The sequence below is a fragment of the Kribbella voronezhensis genome (assembly GCF_004365175.1).
Taxonomy (GTDB): domain Bacteria; phylum Actinomycetota; class Actinomycetes; order Propionibacteriales; family Kribbellaceae; genus Kribbella; species Kribbella voronezhensis.
Genome location: NZ_SOCE01000001.1, coordinates 4,755,048 through 4,780,593, shown reverse-complemented (window position 1 = coordinate 4,780,593; position 25,546 = coordinate 4,755,048). Strand labels below are relative to the sequence as shown.

General features: G+C 68.3%; 24 protein-coding genes. 2 read left to right on the top strand and 22 right to left on the bottom strand.

Annotated features, from left to right (window positions below):
* Position 1 precedes the first annotated feature (1 nt).
* From EV138_RS22415 to EV138_RS22360, 12 genes are read right to left on the bottom strand one after another with little or no spacing between them, the layout of a single operon-like run.
* On the bottom strand, positions 2 to 1,348 hold the full coding sequence (locus EV138_RS22415) for an ATP-grasp domain-containing protein (RefSeq protein ID WP_133980759.1): 1,347 nt from the start codon (positions 1,346 to 1,348) through the stop codon (positions 2 to 4).
* Positions 1,345 to 2,328, bottom strand: coding sequence for an alpha-ketoacid dehydrogenase subunit beta (locus EV138_RS22410; protein WP_133980758.1), 984 nt, complete (start codon positions 2,326 to 2,328; stop codon positions 1,345 to 1,347). The genes EV138_RS22415 and EV138_RS22410 overlap by 4 nt, the downstream gene beginning before the upstream one ends.
* Positions 2,328 to 3,278, bottom strand: coding sequence for a thiamine pyrophosphate-dependent dehydrogenase E1 component subunit alpha (locus tag EV138_RS22405; protein ID WP_133980757.1), 951 nt, complete (start codon positions 3,276 to 3,278; stop codon positions 2,328 to 2,330). The genes EV138_RS22410 and EV138_RS22405 overlap by 1 nt, the downstream gene beginning before the upstream one ends.
* Positions 3,279 to 3,281: 3 nt before the next feature.
* A complete protein-coding gene (locus tag EV138_RS22400; RefSeq protein ID WP_133980756.1) occupies positions 3,282 to 4,082 on the bottom strand; it encodes a DUF3050 domain-containing protein in 801 nt (266 codons plus the stop codon).
* Between the two features lie 13 nt (positions 4,083 to 4,095).
* Positions 4,096 to 5,004, bottom strand: a complete 909-nt coding sequence (locus EV138_RS22395) for a phytanoyl-CoA dioxygenase family protein (RefSeq protein WP_133980755.1) — start codon at positions 5,002 to 5,004, stop codon at positions 4,096 to 4,098.
* Complete coding sequence (gene hppD, locus EV138_RS22390) at positions 5,001 to 6,074, bottom strand: 4-hydroxyphenylpyruvate dioxygenase (protein ID WP_133980754.1); 1,074 nt, start codon at positions 6,072 to 6,074, stop codon at positions 5,001 to 5,003. The genes EV138_RS22395 and hppD overlap by 4 nt, the downstream gene beginning before the upstream one ends.
* A complete protein-coding gene (locus EV138_RS22385) occupies positions 6,074 to 7,351 on the bottom strand; it encodes a beta-ketoacyl-[acyl-carrier-protein] synthase family protein (protein WP_133980753.1) in 1,278 nt (425 codons plus the stop codon). The genes hppD and EV138_RS22385 overlap by 1 nt, the downstream gene beginning before the upstream one ends.
* On the bottom strand, positions 7,348 to 8,952 hold the full coding sequence (locus tag EV138_RS22380; protein ID WP_133980752.1) for a class I adenylate-forming enzyme family protein: 1,605 nt from the start codon (positions 8,950 to 8,952) through the stop codon (positions 7,348 to 7,350). Before EV138_RS22380 ends, EV138_RS22385 begins: the two co-directional genes overlap by 4 nt.
* A complete protein-coding gene (locus EV138_RS22375) occupies positions 8,949 to 9,476 on the bottom strand; it encodes a beta-ketoacyl synthase chain length factor (protein WP_133980751.1) in 528 nt (175 codons plus the stop codon). The genes EV138_RS22380 and EV138_RS22375 overlap by 4 nt, the downstream gene beginning before the upstream one ends.
* Complete coding sequence (locus tag EV138_RS22370) at positions 9,473 to 10,513, bottom strand: beta-ketoacyl synthase N-terminal-like domain-containing protein (RefSeq protein ID WP_133980750.1); 1,041 nt, start codon at positions 10,511 to 10,513, stop codon at positions 9,473 to 9,475. Before EV138_RS22370 ends, EV138_RS22375 begins: the two co-directional genes overlap by 4 nt.
* A complete protein-coding gene (locus tag EV138_RS22365; RefSeq protein ID WP_133980749.1) occupies positions 10,506 to 10,811 on the bottom strand; it encodes an acyl carrier protein in 306 nt (101 codons plus the stop codon). Before EV138_RS22365 ends, EV138_RS22370 begins: the two co-directional genes overlap by 8 nt.
* Positions 10,811 to 11,065 carry an acyl carrier protein gene (locus EV138_RS22360; protein WP_112243095.1) on the bottom strand — a complete coding sequence of 85 codons (255 nt, stop codon included), beginning with the start codon at positions 11,063 to 11,065 and terminating at the stop codon, positions 10,811 to 10,813. The genes EV138_RS22365 and EV138_RS22360 overlap by 1 nt, the downstream gene beginning before the upstream one ends.
* A gap of 17 nt (positions 11,066 to 11,082) precedes the next feature.
* Between EV138_RS22360 and EV138_RS22355 the strand changes: the two genes are divergently transcribed.
* Positions 11,083 to 11,715 (top strand): 4'-phosphopantetheinyl transferase family protein, encoded by a 633-nt coding sequence (locus tag EV138_RS22355; RefSeq protein WP_133980748.1) that lies wholly within the window; start codon positions 11,083 to 11,085, stop codon positions 11,713 to 11,715.
* Here EV138_RS22355 and EV138_RS22350 read toward each other — a convergent pair.
* The 7 genes from EV138_RS22350 to EV138_RS22320 form a co-directional block, all read right to left on the bottom strand.
* Positions 11,646 to 13,007 carry a class I adenylate-forming enzyme family protein gene (locus EV138_RS22350; RefSeq protein WP_133982061.1) on the bottom strand — a complete coding sequence of 454 codons (1,362 nt, stop codon included), beginning with the start codon at positions 13,005 to 13,007 and terminating at the stop codon, positions 11,646 to 11,648. The genes EV138_RS22355 and EV138_RS22350 overlap by 70 nt on opposite strands.
* A gap of 392 nt (positions 13,008 to 13,399) precedes the next feature.
* Positions 13,400 to 14,404, bottom strand: a complete 1,005-nt coding sequence (locus tag EV138_RS22345; protein WP_133980747.1) for a GNAT family N-acetyltransferase — start codon at positions 14,402 to 14,404, stop codon at positions 13,400 to 13,402.
* 72 nt (positions 14,405 to 14,476) lie between these two features.
* Entirely contained in the window at positions 14,477 to 15,382 is a 906-nt protein-coding gene (gene murQ / locus EV138_RS22340; RefSeq protein ID WP_133980746.1) for an N-acetylmuramic acid 6-phosphate etherase, read from the bottom strand.
* Between the two features lie 32 nt (positions 15,383 to 15,414).
* Positions 15,415 to 16,317: a MurR/RpiR family transcriptional regulator gene (locus EV138_RS22335; protein WP_112243103.1), complete on the bottom strand. Its 903-nt coding sequence runs from the start codon at positions 16,315 to 16,317 to the stop codon at positions 15,415 to 15,417.
* Between the two features lie 35 nt (positions 16,318 to 16,352).
* Positions 16,353 to 18,077, bottom strand: coding sequence for a serine hydrolase domain-containing protein (locus tag EV138_RS22330; protein ID WP_238158287.1), 1,725 nt, complete (start codon positions 18,075 to 18,077; stop codon positions 16,353 to 16,355).
* Entirely contained in the window at positions 18,074 to 19,366 is a 1,293-nt protein-coding gene (locus EV138_RS22325; RefSeq protein WP_133980745.1) for an exo-beta-N-acetylmuramidase NamZ family protein, read from the bottom strand. The genes EV138_RS22330 and EV138_RS22325 overlap by 4 nt, the downstream gene beginning before the upstream one ends.
* An 8-nt stretch (positions 19,367 to 19,374) precedes the next feature.
* Positions 19,375 to 21,183, bottom strand: coding sequence for a glycoside hydrolase family 3 protein (locus EV138_RS22320; protein WP_133980744.1), 1,809 nt, complete (start codon positions 21,181 to 21,183; stop codon positions 19,375 to 19,377).
* 502 nt (positions 21,184 to 21,685) lie between these two features.
* Here EV138_RS22320 and EV138_RS22315 point away from each other — a divergent pair.
* Complete coding sequence (locus EV138_RS22315; RefSeq protein ID WP_133980743.1) at positions 21,686 to 22,009, top strand: hypothetical protein; 324 nt, start codon at positions 21,686 to 21,688, stop codon at positions 22,007 to 22,009.
* A 203-nt stretch (positions 22,010 to 22,212) separates the two neighbouring features.
* Here the strand turns inward: EV138_RS22315 and EV138_RS22310 are convergent, their stop codons facing one another.
* From EV138_RS22310 to glmM, 3 genes are all read right to left on the bottom strand, one after another.
* Complete coding sequence (locus tag EV138_RS22310; RefSeq protein ID WP_133980742.1) at positions 22,213 to 22,737, bottom strand: hypothetical protein; 525 nt, start codon at positions 22,735 to 22,737, stop codon at positions 22,213 to 22,215.
* A 299-nt stretch (positions 22,738 to 23,036) separates the two neighbouring features.
* The gene (locus EV138_RS22305; RefSeq protein ID WP_238158286.1) at positions 23,037 to 24,083 is read right to left on the bottom strand and encodes an ABC transporter substrate-binding protein; all 1,047 of its coding nucleotides are present in this window, start codon (positions 24,081 to 24,083) and stop codon (positions 23,037 to 23,039) included.
* A 115-nt stretch (positions 24,084 to 24,198) separates the two neighbouring features.
* Positions 24,199 to 25,545, bottom strand: a complete 1,347-nt coding sequence (gene glmM / locus EV138_RS22300; RefSeq protein ID WP_133980740.1) for a phosphoglucosamine mutase — start codon at positions 25,543 to 25,545, stop codon at positions 24,199 to 24,201.
* Between the last annotated feature and the right edge of the window lies 1 nt (position 25,546).

The following is a 25,546-nucleotide window of genomic DNA, read 5'->3' as shown; positions in this document are numbered from 1 at the left end:
CTCAGGCCTCCAAGTCGTTCACGAGCAGTAGGCCGCCGGTGAGCGCGCCCTGGGTCAGGTTCACCACGCCACCGGCACCAGGCGGCGAGAACCGGCTGAAGACACCGGCCGGGATGCGGTCGAACAGATAGGTCGACACGCAGTACGAGACCTCGGCCTCGACGACGTCGCCGGTCTCGGGCTCGAGGAACTGCATGGTCAGCGGATCGGCCTCGATCAGCTCCTGGATGATGTGCGGCCCGTCCGCCGTGTCCAGCGCGGTCTGCCAGTCCTCCGGCGAGGTGAGCGGACCGATGAAGACACCGTGGCCGCCGTAGTCGTCGGTCGGCTTGAAGACCAGCCGTTCCCGCTCGTCGATCGTGCGCTGCCGCAGCTCGGGACCGTAGACCCACGTCCGCGGGATGGTCGCCCGGACCACCTCGGCGTCCTCCTCGGTCAGCTGGTCCAGGTCCTCCCAGAGCCAGGCGAAGATCGTCTTGTTGCTGAGCAGCCAGACCGCCGTCGGCAGGTACATCTGGAAGGTGCCGGCCGCGTTCGCGGTCCGGACCGCCTCCATCCCGGGACTGTCGTTGACGAACGGCGGGACGAACATCCGCCAGACGGCATCCAGAACCCGATCGCCCGCCTTGAGCCGGTTCTGGTCGTCCAGCTCCACCCACTCGACCGGGTAGACGATCAGGTCGACCCCCAGCTCGCGACCACGGTCCGCGAACGGCATCAGCCGGTTGATCATGTAGTTGGGCCGATCCGCCCCGGGATAGCCGCCACCGGCGGTGAACAGCATCGCCGTGGTCTTCCCCGGCCCCACGTCGGCCCGGATCGCGTCGAACCGGGCGTCCACGGCGGACGGAGGCGCGGCCGCACCCATTCCGGTGAACAGCGGCTCGTCGACGTACACATCCATCCACCGCTTGATCACGCCGTCGGCGTCGAGCACCCCGCCGAGCGCGCTCTCCACGTTGCACTCGACCATCCGCGGTACGCCCCGTTCGAGCAGCAGGTCGGACCGGATCGCGTTGATCAGCCGCCCGGTCAGCGGCTCGCTCTCGTCGAGCAACTGGATCCGGCCTTCCGGTACGCCGAGTACGCGGCGCAACTCTCCCGCCGTACGGGCCCGGCGCCGGCATGCTTCGAGCACGAGCCGGGAGACCGCCTCGGTCACCCGGTTCATCTCCGCGTACGCCGCGTGGGTGGCGACCGGTGAGCGCAGCGGGATCCAGTCCTGGTTCTGCAGCGCCACGTCCTCGTACACCTGGGACCAGTACTTGTGGCCGTAGGCAAGGAACCGTTCGCGCACGTGCTCCGGGAGCTCCGGCCACAGTTCGCGCACGGCTGGTCGTTCCGTCATCGATGTCCCCCACTAGTCAGTACGCCGCGGACCGCTGCGAGCAGCTGATCCCGTCCAGGCTGGACCGCTCGGTCCAGGGCGAGCGCGAACGGCAGGACCGCGCCGTCCGGCCGGGTGACCCGGCGTGGTGGCGCCGCGAGGTCGAACCGTTCGGCCGCGACCGCCAGTACTTCGGCGCCGAACCCGCTGGTCCGGTTCGAGTCGTCGATCACCACCAGCCGGCGAGTCCTCGCCACCGAAGCGGCCAGGCCCTCGACGTCGAGCGGATACACCGTGCGCGGATCGAAGACCTCGACCGAGACGCCCTCACCAGCAAGCTCGTCGGCCACCGCCAAGGCGTCCTGCACCAGGTGGCCGAGGGCAACAACCGTCACATCGCTGCCACTGCGCGCGATCCGGCCGACGCCGAGCGGCACCGGCGCCAGAGTCGAGAAGTCGACATCTTCGCGGACACCCAGGGCCCCCGAGGGAGCGAACACCACCACCGGGTCGTCGTCGCGGATCGCCGACAACAGCAACCCGTAGGCATCCGCCGGAGTCGCCGGCACCACCGTCTTCACCCCGACATGAGCGAACAGGCTGTACGGGTGGTCCGAATGCTGCCCGGCCCACCCGGTCCGCGAGCCCGACCCCGGGACGACGTACGTGACCGGCACCTTGCACTGGCCGCCGGTCATCAACGAGAACTTGTGTGCCTGGTTCGCGATCTGCTCGAACACCAGGAACAGCAGCGACGGGATCTGGAACTCGATCACCGGCCGCATCCCGGCCAGCGCCGCTCCGGTGGCGAAGTTGGTGAAGGCCTGCTCCGACAGCGGGGTGTCCAGCACCCGCTCGGGCCCGAACCGGTCGAACAGCCCGGCGGTCAGGTTCGAGGCGGCCACCCTGATGTCTTCGCCGAGCACGAAGACATCGGAGTCGGCCGCCATCTCGTCCCCGAGCGCGCGGTTCAGCGCCTTCAAATAGGACAGTTTGGGCATCAGCGCATCACCTCGGGACTGGCGTAGAGGTACTCAAGAGCGGCAGCCGGGTCGGGATGGGCACTGCCCAAAGCGATCCCGGCCGCCGCGTCGAGCAGGGCCTCGACCTCGGCATCGACTGCTGCCCGATCTTCGGCAGCGAGTCGAGCGCCCTGGATCTCCACTGGGTCCCGCGACCACCCAGCGGAGAGTTCTTCGGCCGAGCGGTAGCTGAGCCGCGCCCGGTGCTCGAACGTGTGGTGTGCGTCGAGCCGGTGCGTCAGGCATTCGAGGAACGTCGGTCCCTTGCCGGCCCGGGCCCGCTGGACCGCGGCAGTCGTTGCCGCCAGCACCTTCTCCGGGTCCTGGCCGTCGATCGTGAAGGCCGGGATCCCGAACGCCCTGGCCCGGCCGGTGATGCTTCCCGCCACCGCACCCGCCACCGGCATCGTGGTGGCGTAGCCGTTGTTCTCGCAGACGAACAGCACCGGGACGTGCCAGAGCGCGGCCAGGTTGAATGCCTCCAGCAACATCCCCTCGTTCATCGCGCCGTCGCCGAAGAAGCTGACCGCGACGACGTCGCGTCCCCGGCGCCGGTGCGCCCAGGCGGCACCGGTCGCGATCGAACCGGCCGCCCCGACGATCGCATTGGCGCCGAGGATGCCCAGCCCGAAGTCGGCCGCGTGCATCGAGCCGCCGCGGCCTTTGTTCAGCCCGGACTCGCGGCCCATCAACTCGGCGAACATCCGGGCCGGGTTCACGCCCTTGGCCAGCACATGCCCGTGCCCGCGATGCGTCGAGGTGATCAGGTCGTCCGGCCGGAGCGCCGCGCAGACGCCGGCCGCGACGGCCTCCTCCCCGATGTAGGGGTGGATGCCGCCGACGATCTCCCCGGACCGGACGAACTCGATCGCGCGTTCCTCGAAGCGGCGGATCAACCGCACGGTCCGGTAGAGGTCGACGGACGTCATCAGTCAGCCCTTGATCGCGACAAGGATCGAGTCCCAGAGCCGGGCGCGGGCGGCCAGTGCGGTGTTGATCGTGTCCGCGCAGGCGTCCCACTTGGCCTGGTCGTCACCGCACAGGTCGGCGACCATCTGCATCGCCATCGGGGTGTGGAACTCGCCGTCCACCTCGATGTGGCGTTCCAGGTAGTCGACGAAGGTGTTCAGCTTCTTCGACCGCTCGTTCACCGCGACCACCTGGGTGAACATGTCCGGGATCAGGTCCTCGCGGCCGAACGCGAACGCCGCGGCCTGGCAGTGCACCGGGTGGTTCTCGATGATGTCCCAGGTGGTGGCCGCGAAGTCGATCGAAGCCTTCGGTACGCCGGCCTCGTGCAGCGACTCGACCACCGAACCGCCGTGACGCAGCAGGTCGATCAGCTTCTCGATCGCGGTCGAGTCGGCACCGGCCTCGTGCATGCCGTTCACGTACAACTCGAAGTGGCTGATGAAGCCCGGCCTGCCGTCGGCGGTGGCGAGTTCGTCGCTCTCCTCGACCATCACGATGTCGTTGATCAGCCGCCGGCTGCTGGTGTGCTCGGTCGGGATCCACGGCACCGTGACGCAGGTGAGCTCGCGCTGCAGTGACTTGAGCAGCGACATGAAGTCCCACACCGCGAAGACGTGGTGCTCCATGAAGGTGACCAGCGACTCGTGCGTGTCCAGGTTCGCGTAGAGCGGGTGCTGGACGACCTTGTCGCGGGCCGCGCCGACCGCCTTCTCCAGTTGTTCGATGCCCGGGTGGGTCTGACCCCAGTCGTAACGTGACATTGGCTGTCTCCTTTTAGCGCTGGGCCCAGAGCGTCGGGCAGAAGTCCGGGTCGGCGTAGTCGGGCCGCCCGTCGGTGGTCCGGCGGACCACGGCGTCGTGGTTGTACGTCGCCAGGGATCCGTCGGACAGCGGGAACTCCCGGTAGGAGTTCGCGCCGTCCTGCAGGTGCAGCGAGATCGCGCGGCGCGGCCGGTCGCTGACGTTGGCGCCGCTGCCGTGGTACGTCCGGCAGTGGTGGAAGTTGATGTGCCCGCGCGGGATCGTGATCGGAACCTTGACCACGTCGACGCCGTTGTAGGCGGCGTTCTCGGCGAGCATCTGCTCCAGCTCGGTCCGGTCCCGCTCGGCGAAGTGCCGGACGACGGTGTCGTTGGCGCCGATCTCCTTCCACCGGTGGCTGCCGTCGACCATCGTGATCGTGCCCATCTCGGGCGGGCAGTCGTGGAACGGGATGAACGCGGTCAGCATCCGCTCCGACGACGAGGACGACCAGTAGTGCTTGTCGAAGTGCCAGGGCACGATGTTCGACGGTTCACCGGCGACCGGCGGCTTGTAGATCAGCGTCGACTGGAAGACCCGGATCTCGTCGACCTGCGCCAGCCGCGCGGCCACCGCCCCGATGAGTGGCTTGCGCAGGATCTTCGCCAGCCCGTCGTGCTCGTAGTGCACGTAGTCGTTGTGCCGCTGGACATCGCCCTTGGACGGGTCCCAGTACGCGAGCTTCGGCGGTGCGGCCGGGAGCGTCCGGTCCCGCTCGCCGGCGTAGTACCGCTCGCTGGCGTTCACCAACTCGTCGGTCTCGTCGTCGGTGAGCAGCTTCTTGGACAGGTACCACCCGTGCTCGCCGTAGAAGGCGACATCCTCGTCGGACGGCAGCAGCTCGATCTCCTCTGCGGAGAGGGTGAATTCACGCAGACTCACGCCTCCACCCCCGCGAGCTCGCGCTCCTTCGCCTCGTACAGGGCCTTGATGTTGCCGCTGCCGAACGTCATCGCGCCGCGCCGCTCGATGATCTCGAGGAACAGCGTCCGGCGGACGTGCATGGACTCGGTGAAGATCTGCAGCAGCTGGCCCCAGTGGTCCTTGTCGACCAGGATCCCCAGCTCCTGCAGGTCTTCCAGCGGGGTCTCGACCTCGCCGACGCGGCCCGGCAGCGCTTCGTAGTACGTGGCCGGGGACGCCAGGAAGTTGACGCCGCGGCCGGCCAGTGTGCCGACGGCCTCGACGATGTCGCTGGTCCGCAAGGCGATGTGCTGTACGCCGGCGCCCGCGTGCCAGGTGAGGAAGTCGTTGATCTGCCCCGGCCGGCGCGTCTCGTCCGGCTCGATCAACGTGAAGGTGACGTGCGTCGACGGGCTCTGGACGACGGTCGACTCCATCCCCTGCCCGGCCACCTCGATGTACTCCTCGAAGATCGGCAGGAACCCGAAGACCTTCTCGTAGAACTCGGTGGTCGGCTTCAGCTGGCCGGCCGGCACGCAGATGGCCAGGTGGTCGATCTCGCTGAACAGCTTCTCGTCCGGGCCGGTGGTCGGCTCGCTGATGTGGAAGGCGCCGGGCAGGAACTCCCGCCGCGGGCCGTGCCGCTCCACCAGCCGGTGGATCACGTCGCCGAAGCCCGCGACCTCCGCGATCACCACCGTGGTCTCCTGGCCGTCGGTGTAGGTCGCCGGCTCCGACACGGACGAAGCGCCGCGGGCCAGCAGTTCCGTGTAGGCCACGGCCGCGTTGTCGACCTCCATCGCCACCACGGCGACACCGTCACCGTGTCGCTGCACGTACTCGGCAGCCGGGTGGGTGGCAGCCAGCCCCGAGGTCAGCACGATCTGCACAGCGCTCTCCCGCAGCAGCAGCGACCGCTGGTCGGCCAGTCCCGTCTCCGGTCCTCCTTGGCCGTGCACCTGCAGTCCGAAGGCGTGGGCGAGGTAGAACGCCGCCTGCCTCGCGTCGCCCACGTACATCTCCACGTGGTCGATCCCGTAGATCTCCATCACTGCGACCTCACCGTCTTCCCCTCCATTGATTCCCTGCGAACCGGCGTGCTCGCCGGTCCGAACAGCAAGCTCACGTTCTGGCCGCCGAACCCGAACGAGTTGGACAGCGCGTACTCCAGCCGCACCTCCCGCGGCTCCTTGCGGACGTGGTCCAGTCCGCAGGCCGGGTCGGGGTCGTCGAGGTTGTACGTCGGTGGCAGCAAGCCGGTGTTGACGGCGAGCGCGCTCGCGGCGGCCTCGACCACTCCGGAGCTGCCGAGCATGTGACCGGTCAGCGCCTTCGTCGAGCTCACGGCCGGGACGGCTCCGTTGAACGCAAGGCCGATCGCGACCGTCTCGGCGACATCACCGAGCTTCGTGCTCGTCCCGTGCGCGTTCACATAACCGACCTGCTCCGGTACCACGCCCCCGCTGGCGAAAGCACGTCGCATGCAAGCGGCGGCACCGGTCCCGTCCGGACGTGGTGCTGTCGGGTGATGCGCGTCGGCGTTGACGCCGTACCCGGCCACGTCCGCATAACCCGGCGCACCTCGGGCGATGGCGTGCTCGGCGCTCTCCAGGACCAGCAGGCCGGCCCCCTCGGACAGGACGAAACCGTTCCTGCGCAGGTCGAACGGCCTGCTCGCCTCGGTCGGATCGTCCCAACCACGAGCCAGTGCCCGGGCGTTGCCGAAGGTCTCCGCGAAGGTCGGGAACAACGGCGCCTCACTCGCGCCGCAGATCACCACATCCGCTTCGCCGCAACGGATCAGCCGGACCGCGTCGGCGATCGCCTGGGCGCCCGAGGCACACGCCGTACCGACTGACGACGTGTAGCCGCGCAGTCCGAATCGGATCGCGACGCGGGCCGCGGGCATGTTCGGCAGGATGCCGGTCAGCAGATAGGGACTGACCGAGGCGCGACCCCGCTCGACCCGGGTGACCACCTGCTGCTCGAGGGTCGCCATCCCGCCGACACCGCCGACGATGATGCCGATCCGTTCCGGGTCGACGTTCTCACCCACCACCAGGCCGGCGTCGGCCAGCGCGTCCTCGGCGGCGAGTTGGGCGAGGACGACCGTCCGGTCCATCACCTTGCCGTCGGGCCCGCCGGCGATCTTGCCGGCATCGAACGGCGGCAGGAAACCCGCCAGCTCGACCGAGTTCGCGACCGGGTGGTCGGCCGGTGGCCGGGAGATCCCCGACCGGCCGCGCAGCAGCGCGTCGAAGACCTCCGGCACGCCGCGTCCGACAGGCGTGAGAAGGCCCATCCCGGTGATCGTGACGGCGGTCATGACGTCACCCCGGCCAGGCGTTCCTGCCGCAGCGCGACCTTCCGGACCTTGCCGGTGACGGTCACCGGTACGTCGTCCTCACCGATCGCGCTGATCCGCCGGATCGTCGCCGCGACCTCGTCGCCGACCGCCTGGTGGATCTGAGCCGACCGGTCGAGAGCCGGGTCGGCCTCCGGCACGAGTTCGAGCAGCACGTCGGTCAGGAACTTGCCGTCCTCCTGCACGATGACGACCGTGCAGTCGAGCACCTCCGGCAGGGCCGCAAGGATGCGCTCCTCCGACATCGAGGTGAACAGCTGCGGGCCGTCGAACCCGGCGACGGCATCCGGGATCCGGTCCAGGTGGAAGTAGTGACCGGTGTCGTCGGCATAGGCGAGGTCGCCGGTCAGGAACCAGCCGTTCAGCCGGAACTTGTAGGTGTTGACCGAGTCGTTCCAGTACCCCGGCGACACCGACGGCGACCGGAACCCGAGCAGCCCGACCTGGCCGGCCGGAAGTTCGTTGCCATCAGCATCGAGTACGGCGGCCTCGGCGAACTGGTACGGCCTGCCGATGCACCGGCCGTAGTGGTCGGAGTCGATCGTGTGCGTGATGTGGAACCCGTTGTGGCCCATCTCGCTGGAGCCGAGTCCGTCGATGAAGTGCGACCCCTTGACCTTCACCCGGCCCTCGCGGCCGACGGTCTCCCGCGAGCCCACCGCGACCAGCTTGCGGATGTGCGGCTCGTGCGCGCAGTCGCCGGTGTTGAACCACATCCGGACCGAGTCGAGGTCGTGCTTGCTCAGGTCCTCCCGGGCAAGGCCCGCCCAGGTGACCGCGAACCCGTACACGCCTTCGGGCTTCCAGCGCTCGATCTGCCGCAGCACGGTCGGCGCGTCCTGCGACGACAGCAACAGCATCTCGGCCCGGTTGCCGAGCACCTGGTTGACCATCAGGACCGTGGCGGTGTGCGGGATCGGCAGCGCGTTGAGAATCCGCCCGGTCCCCTGCGCCTGCGGCATCGTCAGCAGATGCTTGAGGGCGGCGTACAACGTCTTGTGCGAGTGCAGAACAGCCTTCGGTACGCCGGTGGTGCCGCTCGTGTGCGTGATCACGACCGGGTCGTCCTGGTGATGCCGGTAGTGCTCCGGCGCATCGGCCGGATTCCCGGTCCCCAGTTCCTTCGGCTCCGCGAGGATCGGTGCCTCGTGCAACAAATCCCGGTGCGCCGCGTCAGCCAGTACGCCGGTGACACGGAGCCGGCGGATGTACTCCTCGGCGATGGCCGGTGCCATCTTGCCGTTCAGCAACGCGGGGATCGCACCGACCCGGGTGAGCGCGAGGAAGCTCAGCACGACGTCGGCTGCCTCGGTGGCCCAGACAGCGACCACGTCGCGCCGGCCGATTCCGTGCGCCCGCAACCACGCAGTACGGGCCTGGACCCGGTCGTCGAGTTCGCCCAGGGTCAAAGGATGTTCGGCCGGAAAGTGGTCGACGGCGGTGTCGAACGTGAGACCCGGTCCGTCCAGGTCGGCGCCGTGGGCGATGACCGTGGCGAGCACGTTGCCGGCACCGATGGCCGGGTCGGCGGCCAGGGCTGCGCGGCGACTCAGTGTTTTCATGACGGTTCTCCCCCACTCACCAGCAGGGCGACGGCGGTGTCGCCCTGACTTGCCTGTTCCACGAGCACGACCAGGACCTGGTCGGCATCGCCGTCCGCGATCAGCAGCGCGGCCTGGTCGAACCCGGCCTGTTGCGCGTCACCTGCCGGGCTGAGGCACACGACCGGGCCGTGCAGTCCCCAGCGAGCCGCGACATGACCGGCCACGCTGTTCGGGACCGACTGGAAGAAATAGAGCGGGCCAACTCGCTTGCCGTCGGCAACCGCTTGGTGGACCTGCTCGGCCGATGCCCGGTCACCGGTCCGGGTGACCAGCACGATGCCGACCTTTTCGCCTTGTTTCGCGGCCACTTCGCCGTACAGCGACTGCAGGCACCGATCGGCGACGATCGCCACCAGCGGGCTGAACGATGACCCGATGAAGCCGGGCAGTGACGGCGGACCTGCCAGCGCGTCGTCACCCGGCTGCGGCCAGTGACTGTCCGTGACCACACGGAGCTGAGGAATTTCGGCCAGGTGGTTCATCCAGCACGCACCAGCAAGGCCGTGTTGGCGCCACCGAAGGCGGCATTCAAGGAAAGCCCGTACTGCGCGGTCGCCGGCCGAGGCGCGTCCAGGATCAGATCCAACGGACACGCTGGATCCTCCGTGGTGAACCCCGCGTTGACCGGAAGCTTCCCGGCCCGCAGCGCGAGCACCGTCATCACCAGTTCCAGCAGGCCGGACGCCTCCAGCGCGTGACCGTGCACGGACTTGGTCGAGCTGACCGGTACGTCCGTCGGGAACACAGCACGGATGGCGGCCGCCTCCGAAGCGTCGCTGAAAGTGGTGCCGGTGGCATTCGCGTTGATGTAGCCGACCACGTCGGCCGGCAGGTCGGCCTTGCGTAGTGCGGCTTCGATCGCCGCCGTCAGACCAAGGCCGTCAGGAGCCGGCTGGCAGGGGTGATACGCATCGCCGGCACGCCCCCAGCCAGCGATCTCTGCCTGACCCTCGCCCTTCTGCAGAACGACCGCTACCACAGCGTCGCCCAGCAGCAGGCCCCTGCGGTCCAGGCTGAACGGCCGGACCGTGCTGTCGTCGGTGAACGCCCGGCCGGCGTCGAACAACGCGTACTGGTCCGGCTCGACCAGGTAGCCGGCGGCAACGACGATCCGTTCCGCGTAGCCGTACCGGATCAGCGCGGCCGCGTCGGCGACCGCAGTACTGGCCGAGACGCACGCACTGGTGTAGATCTTCGCCGCCCTGGTGGCCAGAGCCCGTACGCCGGCGCGGCCGTGCACCGCGAGGAACAGTGGAGTCATCGCCCGTTCGGCGGGAGTCAGACCGGCGTCGGCGCAGGCAGTGATGACCGCGTCGAGCATCTCCTCTTCCAGCGAGCGGGCATCCGCTGCCGTCGCTGCCCGGGTGACCCGGCGATTCGAGGTGTCGAACCGCCGCACCTCACCGAATGCGGCGGCCCCCGGCAACGCCGCGGCCAACTGCGCCTCGGTCCCCCGGCCGAGCGCGCTGAAGACCGACATGCCGGTGATCGACACCTTGTCGGCGGACAGGTCAGCCATGACTGCTCCGGTCGGCCTCGCCACCGAGCGCCGGCTCCGGTGTCGCCGCCGGCGACAGCACCTCGGCGAGTACGGCGACGGCGTCGTCGATCGTCTTGATCCGGTCCAGGTACTCGTCACCGAGCTCGACGCCGTAACGCTGCTCGACCTGGTGCACGAGCCAGGCGAGCTCCATCGAGTCGATCCGTTCCAGCTCACCGGATCGCTCACCGAGGCCGGACAGCCAGTCGATCACCTCGGCCCGTCCGGGCACGGCCAGGGGCTCGGCGGGGGACGGCAGCGGGGAAGCGTTGCTCATCAGACCTGCTGGGCGACCCGGCCGGCCACCTCGGTGGTGAACTCGCCCACCGTCATCAAGGCCAGCTGCTCGGACTCCTCGTCGGAGAACCGCACCCCGAACTTGTCCTCGACCCGGATCGACAGGTCGGCCAGCGCGAGCGACTCCAGATCAACCCCGGCCGGGCCGAGGGTGGTGTCGTCGTCGATGCCCTCGACGTCGTAGTTCATGTCCTGCAGCTGCGCGATGACGAACTCGCGGACCTCTTCCCTCATCGGGATACCTTCTTCCTGTGAAAGAACACGGGCAGTCCGATCTGGACCCCGCGCACGTCTGGGTGTCGCCGGTCGAGGAGAACGAAGACCAGCGATCGGCCGCCCACGCCCTCCTCCTCGCCCTCGCCAGATCGCTCGGTGGCGAAGGGGAAGTGGGACATGAGGAATCTGGGCGGCCGGTGGTCGCGGGGCTTGCGGTGAGCCTCAGCCACGCGCGTGGGTTGGTTGCCGTGGCGGCCAGTCGTCGCGGGCCTTTGGGGGTCGATCTCGAGAGTCGTCGGGAGTTCGAGGTCGACGGGATGGCCCGGCGCTGGTTCGATCCCGTCGAACTGACCTGGTTGCGGCAGCAGCCCGACCAGCTCGAAGCGTTCCTCCAGCTGTGGACTGCCAAGGAGGCTGTGGGCAAGGCGCTGGGGCGTGGGTTGCGTGGCTCCGGGCTGCGTCGCGTGATGCCGGTCGACGGGGCGACGACCGTTCCGTCGGAGCCGCAGCTCGCCGTCCTGCGGTTGCCTTTGCAGGCAGACGCCGTGCTGGCGATCGCAGTACCGGTGACAACGTCCGAGGTGCGGTTGACCGAGCATCACGGCGCGGCCTTGCGCAGTACGGTGACGTCGCGGACCAGCTTCCCGGTCGTTGTCCGCGGCAACTGATCCAGGATCCGCACACTCCGCGGCCGCTTGTACGACGCCAGTCGCTGGGCGAGCTCGGCTTCGATCCGGGCGATGTCGCGCCGCTCGTTGAGTTGCAGGTAGGCCGTGATCGCGCCGTCGAAGACGACCACCGCGGCCTCGACCCCCCGCAAGGTCCCGATCGTGTACTCGACCTCGGTCAGGTCGACCTTCAGCCCGCCGACACTCACCTGCGAGTCCAGCCGGCCCTTGATCGACACCAGCCCGGTCTCCGGATCGACCACGCCCGCGTCCTTCGTCCGCAACCAGCCGTCGGCCCACCGGGACGGATCGGACAGCCCCAGGTACGGCGACTCCGGCCGCCGGATCTGCAGCTCACCGTCGACAGCCCGTACCTCGATCCCCGGCGCCGGCTGGATCTCCGGGCGGTGCCGGCCGAACAGGTCGGTGCCGATCACCCCGACCTCGGTCATCCCGTACATGTTCCCGAGCGGGACCTGGAACTTCTGCTCGAACGCCTTCGCGACCGACGCCGGCACCAGCTCACCACCGGTCGTCATCCGCTTGAACTGCGGCAGGACCGGCGGCTCGTTCACCGAAGCCAGCAAGCCGATGTGGAAGGGGACGCCGAGCACCGTCGCGGGCGCACTGCCACTGGCGATCGCCTGCAGGATCGCGTCACCGGTCAGCCGGGCCGGCGGAACCAGCGTGACGCCGGCATGCAGGCCGTACATCAGCCCGCCGACCAGACCGAGCACGTGCACCATCGACGGGAGCAGGATGATCCGCTCACCACGCTGCGGTACGCCGTCGATCTGGGTGTAGCGCAGAACCTCCTCGACCAGGTCCTCGGCGGTCCGGCCGATCACCTTGGAGGGGCCGGTCGAGCCCGAGCTGAGCTGGACGACGGCGTGCGCCGTACTGGCCGGATGACCGGAGTAGCTGGCCACGGCGGTGTCGACCTCGACGAACGTGCGCAGCCCCGACGGGACCGGCCGCTCAGGCGAGACGACGACCTGCGGCACCAGCCGCTCGATCGCGCGGCGGACCTCGTAATCGGTCAGCCGGTGATCGAGCAGGATCGCCTGCCCGCCGGACCGCCAAACCGCCAGTAAATGCGTGATGAACGCCATTGACGGCGGTAAACGCAAAGCGGCGGCGCCACCGGGACGTAATCCCGAATCAGCCAGTTCGGATTGCCTGTCCCGGACCAGCCGGCGCAGCATTGATCGATCAATTGGCGCGGGTAGCGAAAAGCAGACGTCACTGGCATCACCGGCCAGCAGCACGTCGTCGACCCACTGGGCACCCATAGTGGTTCCGGGCACCACGACAGTACCGTCCATGGTCATCCGAGCTCCGAAGTTCGCCTTGAACACAAAGGATTCAGAGCACCAGTCCCCCACCAAGGCCTGGCGATGACGTGACCATACGACACGATCCGACGGTCCCGCTATGGACCTAAAGTGATGATCCCACTACCGTTCGCAATGGTGTCCCAATGGCTTTTCCAGCCACCCCCGGCCAACCTTGCGGCACCATTTCCAAAGCGACCGAACTCAAGCATTCACTTCGCTTCGAAACCGCTGGATCAACAGCAACCGGTTAGGAAACACGACCAAAGGGATCCCGATGAAGGGATCCCTTCCGGTCGTTAAGCAAGCATTTTGCGGACTGTTCCAGAACACGCGACGGCGAACTTTTTTCAAATTCGGCGCTGCAGCTCCTGGGCGAGCTCGACCGGCCGGAAGCCGAGGACGGCGTTGACCGCGTTCATCGCCGTGTTCTGCTCGGCGTTCCAGGTGTGCGCGATCCGCCGCTCGGAGTGGCTGCGCTGCAGTTCGAGGTGGTTGCGGACCTTCAGCGCCAGCCCGAGCCGGTGGCCGCGGTGAGCCGGCGCGACCAGCGTGCCCCATTGGTAGGCGTTGAGTGGGTCGTGCACGCCGACGTACAGCTCGGTGTAGCCGGCCATCGTGCCGTCGGGCGCCTGTGCGACCGTGATCCAGCCGTTGCGGCCCTGAGCGACTCGTTGCTCCTCACCCGCACGGACCCTGGCAGCGTCGTAGACGGCTGCCTCGACCTCGAGATCACCCATCGGGGCCTCCAGCTCGAAAGTGGCCTGCATCGCCGCATAGGCGTCGACGTACTCGTCGGGGCAACGGTCCTGCCAGCTGATCAGCCGGTAGCCCTGGTGATGCTCGGCGGCCTTCTCCGCGAGCCCGGACAGGAACTCCTCCGCGAGCGGCAACTCCAGGATCCGGTGCACCTCGACGTTCGCGACGGTCAATCCATTGGCCGCAGCAAAGGCCTGTGCGGGTGTCGGCCCACCATCGATGGGGACATCGAGCTGCCCCTGGACAACGGTCCGCCCGAGCTCCGCGGCCCGCTCAGCCACGGTTCGCGCCAGCTGCGTCCCGTAGCCACGACGGCGTACGTCGGCGCGGACGCCGATGCCCGCCTGGATCACCGAGGTGTTGTCCTTCAGCGGGAAGTCGAGATACAGCGTGCCGGCGATCGCCCCCGCCTCGTCCCGGACAGCCCAGATCTCCTTGCCGAAGTACGCCGACTCGGTCAGCAGACCGGCCCGCATCTCCTCGCGGGCCCAGGTGACCGCGAACTCCCGCCCGTCGTCCGTCGCCGCCCGGTGAACGTCGTACCAGGCGTCGAAGGCTTCGGCATCGTGCGGATCGACCAGCTCAGAGGTGCTCACCCGGCTCACTGTAGAGAGGAGCGGGCAGCGCACTCCAACCGTTTATCGCCCGAGGGCAAACGTTTGAAAAGCTCAGGCGGTGTCGGACCGCGCCGTGGTCAACCGGCCGAGGGCGAGCGCGACCCGGCCGCCCGACTCCTCGAGAGCCTCGCGAGCCTCCGCCACCGGGCAGCCGGTGAGCAGGTGCACCAGAGCGGGCTTGAGCTCACCGTCCGTCGCCGCCAGCGCTGCAGCGCAGGCCTCCTGGTCGGCGCCGGTCGCTTCCCCCAGGATCCGCAGCATCCGGCCGCGGAGTTTGTTGTTGGTGGCAACCATGTCGACCATCAGGTTCGACCAGGTGCGGCCGAGCTTGATCATCAGCGTGGTGGAGAACGCGTTCAGGATCATCTTCTGCGCGGTACCGGCCTTCAGCCGGGTGGACCCCGCGATCACCTCGGGACCGGTGTCCGCGGCGATCAGGATGTCCGCGTACGCCGCCAGTGGGGCCGCTGGGTTCGACGTCACCAGCGCGGTGGTGGCACCGACCGCCCGGGCAGCACTGAGCGCTCCGGCGACGTACGGCGTCGTACCGGAGGCTGCCAGTCCGATCACCAGGTCCTTGCCGGTGACCTCGGCGGCGTCGGCGGCGCCGCCCTCCTCGGAGTCCTCGACGTTCTCGACGGCCCGGAGCAGGGCTTCCATCCCGCCGGCGTGATGGGCGATCACCAGATCGTCCGGCGCCCGAAAGGTGGGCAGCAGTTCGGCCGCGTCGAGGACTGCCAGCCGGCCGGACGTGCCGGCACCGAAGTAGTGCACGCGGCCGCCGTTGCGGACGGCTTCGACACCGGCGTCGACGACCCGCGCGAGATCAGGGATCACCGCACTCACCGCGCCCGCGACACGAGCGTCCTCCGCATTCACCATCCGGAGGATCTCGGTGGTGCCCACCGCATCGATCGCGAGCGTCCTGGGGTTGCGCTGCTCCGTGGGTGTGATCACAGTGATGATGTTAGTTTTCTACTGAAGGAATTTCAATTCTGTTGATCATTGACAGGACCTTTGACCCTGTGTCGACGAACCGCGTTCGCGGTGGCCTCGAGCGCCTTCTGGGCGTCCGGCAGGACCAGTTGGGCGACGCCGATGAAGAGGCAGTCGATCACGGTGAGTTGCGCGATCCGGCTCGACATCGCCCCGGACCGGTACGTCGTCTCGCGGGCCGCGGTGGTGAGCACCAGGTCCGCGGTGTGCGCGAGCGGCGAGCGCGGGAAGTTCGTCACCGCGACCGTGGTGGCGCCGTGCCTGGCGGCCTCCTCGAGCGCCTCGATCACCTCCACCGTCGTACCGGTGTGGGAGATCCCGATCGCGACGTCGCCCTCGCCGAGCAGGGCCGCGCTGGTCAGCGCCACGTGCACGTCCGACCAGGCGAACGCCACCCGGCGGATGCGGTGCAGCTTCTGCTGCAGATCGAGCGCGACGAACGAACTGGCCGCCGAGCCGTACAGGTCGACCCGGGGCGCCTTGGCGACCGCGGCGACGACCTTGGCCAGCGCGTCGACGTCGAGTTGCTGAGCGGTCTCCCGGACCGCCCGCTCGTCCGCGAAGGCGACCTTGCCGACCACGTCCGCGAGCGAGTCCCCCGGTTCGATGTCGCCTCCGACCTCCGGGCGCATGCTCTCCGTGGCCGACTGGGCCGCCAGTTGCAGGCGGAGCTGCGGATAGCCGGGGACGCCGATCTGCTTGCAGAACCGGATGACCGTGGTCTCCGAGGTGGAGGCCACCTCGGCCAGTTCGGAGATCGTCATCGCAGCCACTCCGCCCGGGTCCGCGAGGACCGCGTTCGCCACCCGCTGCTCGGCCGGGGCCAGCGCGGGCATCACCGCGCGGACCCGGACCAGCAGCGGCCCCGTGGGTTCTGGAGAGGTAACTGAAGTCATGACGCCACCGTACGGCGACTAAGCACCCAATGGGGTCATCGACGCGAAAGTCTCCAACCGGAAGCGACAAATGATTCCGGGTTTCGTTCTCCGTCGAACAGCAGCTGGTGTCCGGAGGTGATCTTGACCCCGTCCACATAAACACCGCGGCCCTGGTAGAGCGGGTCGGAGGTGTACCGCCAGCGCAGCGTCTGCTGCCCCGCTCCGAGCTCCGCCGACACCTGGTGCCAGTGCCGGTCGCCGGAGCCGCTGATCGACCCGTCCGTGTCGATCACGGTGCCGCGGTCCATCACGGTGAAGGGCACCTTGGTCCAGGTGGATCCGTCGGTCGAACTCTCCAGATACAGCAGATCCGAGTCCTCGGTGTCGACGAACAGATCGAAGGCCACCTTCGCACCCTCGGCCGGTACGGCGACCGGCACCGCGAGCGTCGTCGTACTGGCGTCCGTCGTCCCGGAGAACCACGCGTCCTTGCCGTGCTGCGGTCCTACTCCGAGCGACAACGCAAGCCCTTGTACTACGGCCCTCCGGGCGGGGTTGTTGCTGCCCCAATTGCGGCTCGGGTGCACCCGGTTGGTGAGCAGGATCGCGAACGAGCGCGAGTCGAAGTCGATCACGATCGACGTACCGGTGTAGCCGGTGTGCCCCGCCGTACGGGGTCCTGACAGGCCGCCCATGTACCAGCGCTGGTTCAGCTCGAAGCCGAGGCCGTGGTCGTTGCCCGGGAAGCCCTGGTTGAAGTTGGTGATCATCGCGGTGACGGAACTCTCCTTGAGGATCCGGGCGCCGCGATAGCTACCACCGTTGAGGAAGGTCTGGGCGAGCACGGCCAGGTCGTCCGCAGTACTGAAGACTCCGGCGTGGCCGGCGACACCGCCGAGCGACCAGGCGTTCTCGTCGTGGACCGAGCCCCAGACCATGCCGCGAGGAGGAGCCGTCTGGTACTCCGTGGCGGCGATCCGCGGCTTCTTCTTCTCATCCGGGTTGTAGCCGGTGTCGCGCATCTGCAGCGGCTTGGTGATGCCGTCGGCGACCAGCTTGTCCAGGGTCTTGCCGGTGACCCGGTGCGCGAGCTCGCCGAGCGAGATCAGGTTCAGGTCGGAGTACAGGTAAGTGCTGCCGGGCGCGTTGACCAGCTTGGCCGTCAGCGCCTCGTGCAGGCGGAGCTCGGGCGTGGGCTGGTCACTCCACAACGGGAGGAACGCGGGCAGTCCGGTGGTGTGCGTGAGCGCCTGCCGGACGGTGATCGCGGCCTTGCCGTTCTCGGCGAACTCCGGAACGTACGTCGCGATCGGGGTGTCGAGGTCGACCTTGCCCTTCTCGACCAGCTGCAGGATCACGATCGACGTGAAGAGCTTCGACACCGACGCCATGTCGAAGATGGTGTCGGTGCGCATCGGGATCTGCTGGTCCGCGGGCAGCTCAGTGCCGCTGCCATCGGCGTACTTGAGCGCCATGCCGGTGGCGTTGCGGGTGACGATCTTGCCGTCGTGGCCGAGGAGGGTGACCGCGCCGGCGTACAGGGGGTGTGCGGTGCCGTTCGGCTTGGTCCAGGCCGCGACCTGGGCCAGGGCCGCGTCGATCGGGGCGGGGTCGAGGCCGGCCTTCTGCGGAGTCGCGTCGCGCAGCAGGGTGGACTTCGGCGCGTACCCGTCGTACGGGTGGTCGAAGCGGCCAGATTTGTTGCCAGAGGCAATTGCCGGGGTGGTCATGGTGAGCATCAGGGTAGAGGTTAGCGCGACCAGCTTGACCAGCTTCACCGGTGATCTCCCTTGTAGAGCAAGTACTTCGCGCGGCGCGCGGTCCAGGCGTCGGTCTCGCTCTGCCAGGCCGCGACGATCTCCTCGGCGGTGGCGCCGCCGTCGAGCATCGTGCGGAACCGGTCCGAGCCGGTGAGCAGGTCGATCCAGCGGCCGGGCGGGTTGTCACCGGTACGCCAGGCGAAACCGGGGTACAGCTTCTTGGCCTCGACGATCATGTGCGTCGCGGCCAGGATCGCCTCGACCCGGTGCGGATCGGTGATCTGGACCTGGACGCCGCCGCAGAGCACGTTCGCGTTCTTGCTGATGGACGGCGTGAAGTAGGCCTCGCGGAAGTCGACGCCGGGGATGTTCTTCGCGTGCAACGCCTCGGCCCACTTGTAGTCGACGTACGGCGCGCCGATCAGCTCGAACGGCCGGGTAGTGCCGCGGCCCTCGGACATGTTGGTCGCCTCGAACAGGCACAGGCCCGGGTAGAGCAGCGCGGTGTCCGGCGTCGGCATGTTCGGGCTCGGCATCACCCAGGTCAGCCCCGTGTCGGCGTACAGCTGATCGCGCCGCCAGCCCTTCGCCTCGATAACCTGCAACTCCTTGAGTCGCGCGCCGTTCGTGTCCAGCGGCAGGTACTCCGCGTTGAACAAGCGGGCCAGCTCACCGACGGTCATCCCGTGCTGCTGGATGATCTCCCGCTTGCCGACACCACTCGTGTACCCGGGCTTCAGCATGGGTCCCCGCGCATAGCCACCGGTGGGGTTGGGCCGATCCAGTACTACGAAGCGCGCGCCGGTGCGGACGGCGGCCAGCATCGCCTCGTACATGGTCCAGATGTAGGTGTAGAACCGGGCGCCGACGTCCTGGATGTCGAAGACGACGGTCTCGACGCCGGACTTCGTGTAGAGCGTGGCGAGCTTGTCGGCGGCCGCGCCGTACGCGTCGTACACCATGATCCCGGTGCGCGGATCGATGTGGTCGCCCTCGGAACCGCCGGCCTGGGCCGTCCCGCGGAAGCCGTGCTCGGGCCCGAAGACCGCGACCACGTTGACCTTGCCGGACGCGTGCATGGTGTCGACGATGTGGCTCAGGTCGTCGAGGATGCCGGTCGGGTTGCTGATCACGCCGACCTTCTGCCCGGCGAGCGCCTTCCAGTCGTCCTTCGCCAGCACCTGGGCGCCGGTCAGGACTCCCTTCTGCTTGGCGTCTTGGGCTTGTGCCGCTTGAGCTGCCTGGGTCTCGAGTAGCGGGGCCGCCGCGAGGGCGCCGGCTCCGGCGAGCAGGGAACGTCTCTTCATCTTGGGGTTCACCAGCTCAATCCGTAGCCGAAGGGGTACAAGGGGGTCTGCGGCTGACCCGCGACCGGGATGTCGACGGGGAGCTTGCCGGTCGGCGCGATCTCGCCGTACAGGACCTTGGCCAGCGACTCCATCGAGACGGCCGCGTAGCCGTAGGTGGCCAGGTACGTCGGTGCGTCGTCGAAGTACGCGATGTCGTACGGGTCGCGGACGGCCACGACGATCACGGTCTTGCCGGTGGCCAGCAGGTCCTTCACCAGCTTCTGCTGCTTGGCCAGCTTGTCGGTGACCTTCGTGTCCCACGCCTTCTGGGTGAGCACCACGGTGACGTCGTTGGCCTGCGCCTTCGTCACTGCGTCCGCGATGGCGGCGTCTGTCGGGGCTGCACCGGTCTGCGCGACTGTCGTCGTCGCTCCTCTGGCAGTGAGGCTGTTGGCCAGCGACTGCGTGGTGCTGACGCCCCAGCCGGTGACGAGGATGTTGCGCGGGGTCTTGCTCAGCGGCAGCGTGCTGTTGTTGTTCTTGACCAGCGTGATGCTCTTGTCGACGATCTTCTGCGCGGTGGCGAGGCTGGCCGGCGTACCGACTGTCGTCGCGATCTTCGCCGGGTCGACGAACGGCTGGAAGAGTACGCCGTTCTTGATCTTCATCAGCAGGATCCGCAGCAGGCTCTCGTCGATCCGGCGCTCACTGATCCGGCCCGACTTCACCGCGTCCAGGACCGCCTTGAACTGCACGTCCGGAGCCGGCGGCAGCAGCACCTGGTCGGCGCCCGCTTCGATCGCGCGCACGGCCACCTCGGCATCGCCGTACTTGGCCCGAACGGCCGCCATCTCCAGCGCGTCGGTGACGATCAGGCCCTTGAACCCGAGCTCGCCACGCAGTACGCCGGTCAGGATCGGCTTGCTCAGCGTCGCCGGGTCACCCGACGGGTCGAGCGACGGAACCACGATGTGCGCGGTCATGATCGAGTCGATCCCGGCCTTGATCGCGGCCTTGAACGAAGGCGCGTCGATCGTCTCCCACTGCTCGCGGGTGTGGTTGATCGTCGGCAGCGCGGTGTGGCTGTCGTCGACGGTGTCACCGTGGCCGGGGAAGTGCTTCGCGGTCGCTGCGATACCGGCGTCGTTCTGGTATCCCTGCACCTGGGCGACGACCATGTCCGACACCAGCTTCGGGTCGGACGAGAAGGACCGTACGCCGATCACCGGGTTGAGCGCGTTCACGTTCACGTCGGCGACCGGCGCGTAGTCCTCGCGGATACCCATCGCCTTGAGCTCGCGGCCGGTGATACCGGCGGCCGTGCGGGCGTCGGCCGTGTTGCGGGTGGCGCCGTGCGCCATGTTGCCGCCGAACTGGGTGGCGGGCGGGCCGATCCGCACGACGACGCCCTGCTCCTGGTCGGTGGCGATCGTCAGCGGGAGGTGGAGACCTTGCTTCACCGCCGCCGTCTGGAGCTGGTTGCTGTAGGTGGCCAGCTGGGTGGGGTTCTGCACGTTGTCGCGCGCGTTGAAGTAGATCCAGCCGCCTGGGTGGTACTTCGCGACCACCTCCGCCGGCGTCGCCACGCCGTACAGCGCGGTGTTGCGCGCGTCGGGCTGGTTCGCGTCCGGGCCGTAGGCGAACAGGACGAACATCTGCCCGATCTTGTCCTCGAGCGACATCCCCTTGATCGCCTGGGTCGCTTGCTGCAAGGTGCTGATCGGTTGAGGCTTCCGCGCCTCAGGTGGTGGCGCACTGACCGCGACCGCGGGCACCAACGCTCCGACGGTCGCAGTGGCAAGGCTGGCAATGGCGAAGCGGCGCAAGGCGGACATACCGGACCCCTCAGGTAATTGAATTACAACCGTGCCCCCGCACGCGAAAGTTACCCACGCCAAGCACGCGGGTCAAGGGCAAACCCATCCTTCATCCAACACGCCCCGCACACCCCCAACAACCCACCGCACAAGTCAGACGCTCGTACTACGCCCACGCACCTCCTACGTCGGCGCTCCCGCCACCCCCTGTCCGCCGCTCCTCCGTCGCGGCTCGTGCGCATGTGCGGGTCGCCTAGGGCTGGGCCTACTACCCCCACGCGACTCCTGCGTCGTCGCTCCCGCCCACCCCTGTTCCGCCGCTCCTCCGTCGCGGCTCGCGCCCGGGTGCGGGTCGCCTGGGGCTGGTGCTACGGCGAGGGCGCCGGGTGCGCGCTGCCAGGTGCGATGTACCTGGTGCCGGCAACTGGCTGCTTTCGCTGCGTAAGCTGTTGGCTCGTGTTTCTGTCCGTGAGGTCGACGCGCGCGCGACGGTTTCCCGCTAGACCCGAAGGACCGAGCTGTGTCTGACCGACCTGAAATCGTGTGCATCTGCGGCTCTACCCGGTTCGTGGACGAGATGCGTGCGGCGAACCGCGACTTGACCTTTGCGGGCGCCATCGTCGTCGCGCCAGGCGTCTTCCCGCGCGCGGAAGATGACGAAGCAAGCGAGTCCATCACCGACGAGCAGAAGACCGCACTGGGCGCCCTCCACCTGCGCAAGATCGACCTGGCTGACCGCGTTCTGGTCGTCAACCCCGGCGGGTACATCGGCGAGTCCACCAGCAGGGAGATCGCCTACGCCCGCGCCACCGGCAAGCCGATCTCGTTCACCGATCCCGTCTGATGCAATCAGACAAGACTGCCCGAACGCACCACTCCTGCACTTGGTGGATCTGGGAGGGAATTCCGGTGCAGGCGGTCCAGGTCGAGGTGTAGTCTGTGGGTAGCTCAGGGCAATAGCCCTCGGGAAGTGAACCCGGCAGTCATCCGGACGGTTGGCGAGCCGGGTTTCGCGTGTCTAGACCTTGTTGACTGAGCCGCGGGAACCTAGCAATCGCCGCCTTTGGCCCATGCCCACGCCACAGCGTCGGGGATCCACAACATCGGGTCTTGATGGGGCGGCAGCAGCTCGTAGTGCAGAGTTTCAGTGCAGCCGTGCTTTCGCGTGGCGGAGTACAGAACCCGGCGGTCGAAGTCGGCCGTCGTCTCGTCACGCTCGACCACCAGCCGTTCGGCGTGGTCGGCCGCGTCCTCGACGACGGCGAACAGACATGCCCGACGACCGGAAGCATCGTTGCGATCCGCTTGATACAAGCGGAAACTCACCTCGAACCCAGCGATCACGTCGAGGATCTGCCGCTGCCGAGCTGTCGATTCCTTCGTGAAGTGCACTCGTCGCTGCCGCGGCATCAACAGACCCGCCATCGCTCGTCGTTGAGAATTCACCGCGGTGGCGGGGCAGACGACGGCAGCGACCAGGAGTCCCCGCACCTTGCTCTCGTCGACAAACACGTGGCTGGGCACAACCAGTAACCATAAACCGACTCGGAGCCAGCACGACTCGTCATCCACAGGCTTCCCTACGATGCCCCGCGATCTGCCCGGGAATGCCCCGGGGCAGCACCTCGCTCGGTAGCTGTCAGGGATCTGGGCTGGTTGTCGAGACAGGTCTGCGACATCTGGGGATCGTCGACCGATTGGTGGGCCCGGTTCTGCAGCCCCAGCTGAAGGCGACGTGCACCATGGCACGAGGCGCGGCGGAGGAGCGCCGGGCGGGGGTGGGTGGGAGCGCCCGGAGGCGGTGCGTGGGCGTCGTACGAGCTAAACCCTGAACAGGTGCATGGGAGGGTTGCCCCTGTCAGGTCGGGCTTTCATCGCGTGTGGCGGGTGCGGAAGTTGTCGAGGGCTGCTGGGTCTCGGTCTGCCACCTGGATTGGTGGATAGGTCCATTGCCAGAGGTCGAGGCCTGGCGGACGGGTGAACTGGATTTGGCCGCGGGTGCCGGAGATGTCGACGTGCTGCCAGGAGTTGGCCAAGCGCCGGCGGTCTGTGCCGTGGGAACGCAGGAGGTCGGCCAGGACAACTATCGTGTCGTAGCCCTCGAAGGCTACGAAAGAAGGGGCCTCGGGCAACTCATCGCGGAGGGTGGCGTCGACTCGGGCGCCGAGCGCGGTGAGGTGGTCGGGAAGGTAACGCAGGAAGGGGATCGCGGTGCCGTCCTCGCCCAGTAGCTTCGCCCATTCGGCGAACTCCGGCTGGCCGGCTGGAGCGCCGAGCAAGAGGTCCGCGAGGCGCTGGTCTCGGCGTACGGCTTTGACGATCGGCACGGCCGGTTCCGGGATGCCGACCAAAAGAAGGAGAGCCGTCGCGCCATGCTCCACCAAGTCGTCGCATATCGCAGCAGGCGCGTTCAGGTCGAGCTCGATGAGCGAGCCACCGCGAAGCGTGAGGTGGTCCCGCAGAATGCGGGTTCCGGCTGCCCAGTAGACGCTCGGCTGGGAGACCACGGCGATTCGGCTGTGGCCCGCGCCGAGGAGGAAGTCCGCGTAGGTCTGCCAACCTCGCGACTGCGGGGGCGCGAGGCGCGCGATCCATTCCGTCGGACGATCGACCAGCGCGTCGAGAACTGCCGAGGAGCAGACAAACGGCAGACCGAGAGCGTCGGCTCTGCTGGCAGCGGCACGAGCTACGACGCTGTGATACTCACCCGCCAACGCCACCACGCCCAGCTCAGCCAACTCGTCCACGGCCGCAGCAGCCCGCTCCGGATCGGCCGCGGTGTCCCGGACCAGCAGCTCAAGAGGCCCACCGCCGGCCTCGTTCACGTCGCGCACGGCCAACTCGAGCCCGGCGAGCAGATGCCGCCCGGCCTCGACCCACCCCGGCCGAGTCAGCGGAACGAGAGCGCCAATGCGCACAGGTGATCCATCCACCCCAGATGTGGCCATGCCCGCCATTGCATCCGTCTGCATCCCCGGCAGGCAACCGGTTATCGGCAAAGCAAGCCGATAACCGATCGCCCAACAGCCGAGGTCAGAGTTTGAGCGAGTTGGCCACGACAGCGGCCAACTCGTGCGCCACTTCGTCAGCGATGGCAGAGGACTCGGCCTCGACCATCACACGAACCAAAGGCTCGGTGCCGGACGGCCGGAGAAGCACTCGCCCACTGTCACCCAGGCGGGCCGTGGCAGCAGCTACAGCAGCCTGTACTTCGGGGTCCGTGCCGGCCCGCGACTTGTCGACGTCCGGGACGTTGACCAGGATCTGCGGGAGACGGGTCATCACGGCGGCCAGGTCGGCCAGTGACTTGCCGGTCTGGGCGACCCGGGCCAGCAGCATCGCCGCGGTCAGCGTGCCGTCGCCGGTGGTGGCGTGGTCGGACAGGATCACGTGCCCGGACTGCTCGCCGCCGAGTTTGTGACCGCCGGCCTTCATTGCCTCCAGCACGTAGCGGTCGCCGACCTTGGTCTGCTCGACCGCGATCTGCTCGCGGACCATCGCCTGGACGAACCCGAGATTGCTCATCACGGTCGCCACGACGGTGTCGTTGTGCAACTTGCCGCTGTCGCGCATGGCCAGCGCCAGGATCGCCAGGATCTGGTCACCGTCGACCAGTTCGCCGGCGGCGTCGACGGCCAAGCAGCGGTCGGCGTCGCCGTCGAGCGCGATGCCGAGGTCGGCGCGGTGGCCGATCACCTCACGGCGCAGGCCCTCCATGTGGGTGGAACCGCAGTCGAGGTTGATGTTGAGTCCGTCCGGCGAGGCGCCGTACGTGATCACCTCGGCGCCGAGGCGGCGCAGCGCCTCCGGGGCAGTCAGCGAAGCGGCGCCGTTGGCGCAGTCGATGACGACCTTGACCCCGTCGAAACGGTTCGGGGCGGAGCGGACCAGGTGCGAGACGTAGGTCTCGAAGCCTTGCCCGTCGTCGAGCACGCGGCCGACAGCCGCGCCGGTCGGGCGTTGCCATTCCTCGCCGACGCGGACCTCGATGGCGTCCTCGATCGCGTCGTCGAGCTTGATCCCGCCGCGGGCCAGGAACTTGATGCCGTTGTCGGGCATCGGGTTGTGGCTGGCCGACAGCATCACGCCGAGGTCGGACCCGGTCGAACCGGTCAGATACGCGACGGCCGGGGTCGGCAGGACGCCGAGCCGGACGACATCGACGCCGGCGCTGGCCAGACCGGCCACCACGGCGGCTTCCAGGAATTCACCGCTGGCACGTGGATCCCGGCCCACAACGGCGCGTGGCCGGTGCCCTTCGAAGGCACCGGCCTCGCCGAGTACGTGAGCGGCGGCGACCGAGAGGTCGAGCGCCAGCTCCGCGGTCAGGTCCACGTTCGCCAGGCCACGGACACCGTCCGTGCCGAACAAACGCGACATC

Coding starts and splice junctions, on each gene's coding strand:
- EV138_RS22400 (WP_133980756.1), bottom strand. CDS start 4,082: ATGTCACGTTACGACTGGGGTCAGACCCACCCGGGCATCGAACAACTG.
- EV138_RS22410 (WP_133980758.1), bottom strand. CDS start 2,328: ATGCCCAAACTGTCCTATTTGAAGGCGCTGAACCGCGCGCTCGGGGAC.
- hppD (WP_133980754.1), bottom strand. CDS start 6,074: ATGGAGATCTACGGGATCGACCACGTGGAGATGTACGTGGGCGACGCG.
- EV138_RS22325 (WP_133980745.1), bottom strand. CDS start 19,366: ATGAAGAGACGTTCCCTGCTCGCCGGAGCCGGCGCCCTCGCGGCGGCC.
- EV138_RS22380 (WP_133980752.1), bottom strand. CDS start 8,952: ATGAAAACACTGAGTCGCCGCGCAGCCCTGGCCGCCGACCCGGCCATC.
- EV138_RS22350 (WP_133982061.1), bottom strand. CDS start 13,007: ATGGGTGCCCAGTGGGTCGACGACGTGCTGCTGGCCGGTGATGCCAGT.
- EV138_RS22375 (WP_133980751.1), bottom strand. CDS start 9,476: ATGAACCACCTGGCCGAAATTCCTCAGCTCCGTGTGGTCACGGACAGT.
- EV138_RS22405 (WP_133980757.1), bottom strand. CDS start 3,278: ATGACGTCCGTCGACCTCTACCGGACCGTGCGGTTGATCCGCCGCTTC.
- EV138_RS22370 (WP_133980750.1), bottom strand. CDS start 10,513: ATGGCTGACCTGTCCGCCGACAAGGTGTCGATCACCGGCATGTCGGTC.
- EV138_RS22335 (WP_112243103.1), bottom strand. CDS start 16,317: ATGACTTCAGTTACCTCTCCAGAACCCACGGGGCCGCTGCTGGTCCGG.
- EV138_RS22320 (WP_133980744.1), bottom strand. CDS start 21,183: ATGTCCGCCTTGCGCCGCTTCGCCATTGCCAGCCTTGCCACTGCGACC.
- EV138_RS22365 (WP_133980749.1), bottom strand. CDS start 10,811: ATGAGCAACGCTTCCCCGCTGCCGTCCCCCGCCGAGCCCCTGGCCGTG.
- EV138_RS22415 (WP_133980759.1), bottom strand. CDS start 1,348: ATGACGGAACGACCAGCCGTGCGCGAACTGTGGCCGGAGCTCCCGGAG.
- glmM (WP_133980740.1), bottom strand. CDS start 25,545: ATGTCGCGTTTGTTCGGCACGGACGGTGTCCGTGGCCTGGCGAACGTG.
- EV138_RS22360 (WP_112243095.1), bottom strand. CDS start 11,065: ATGAGGGAAGAGGTCCGCGAGTTCGTCATCGCGCAGCTGCAGGACATG.
- EV138_RS22385 (WP_133980753.1), bottom strand. CDS start 7,351: ATGACCGCCGTCACGATCACCGGGATGGGCCTTCTCACGCCTGTCGGA.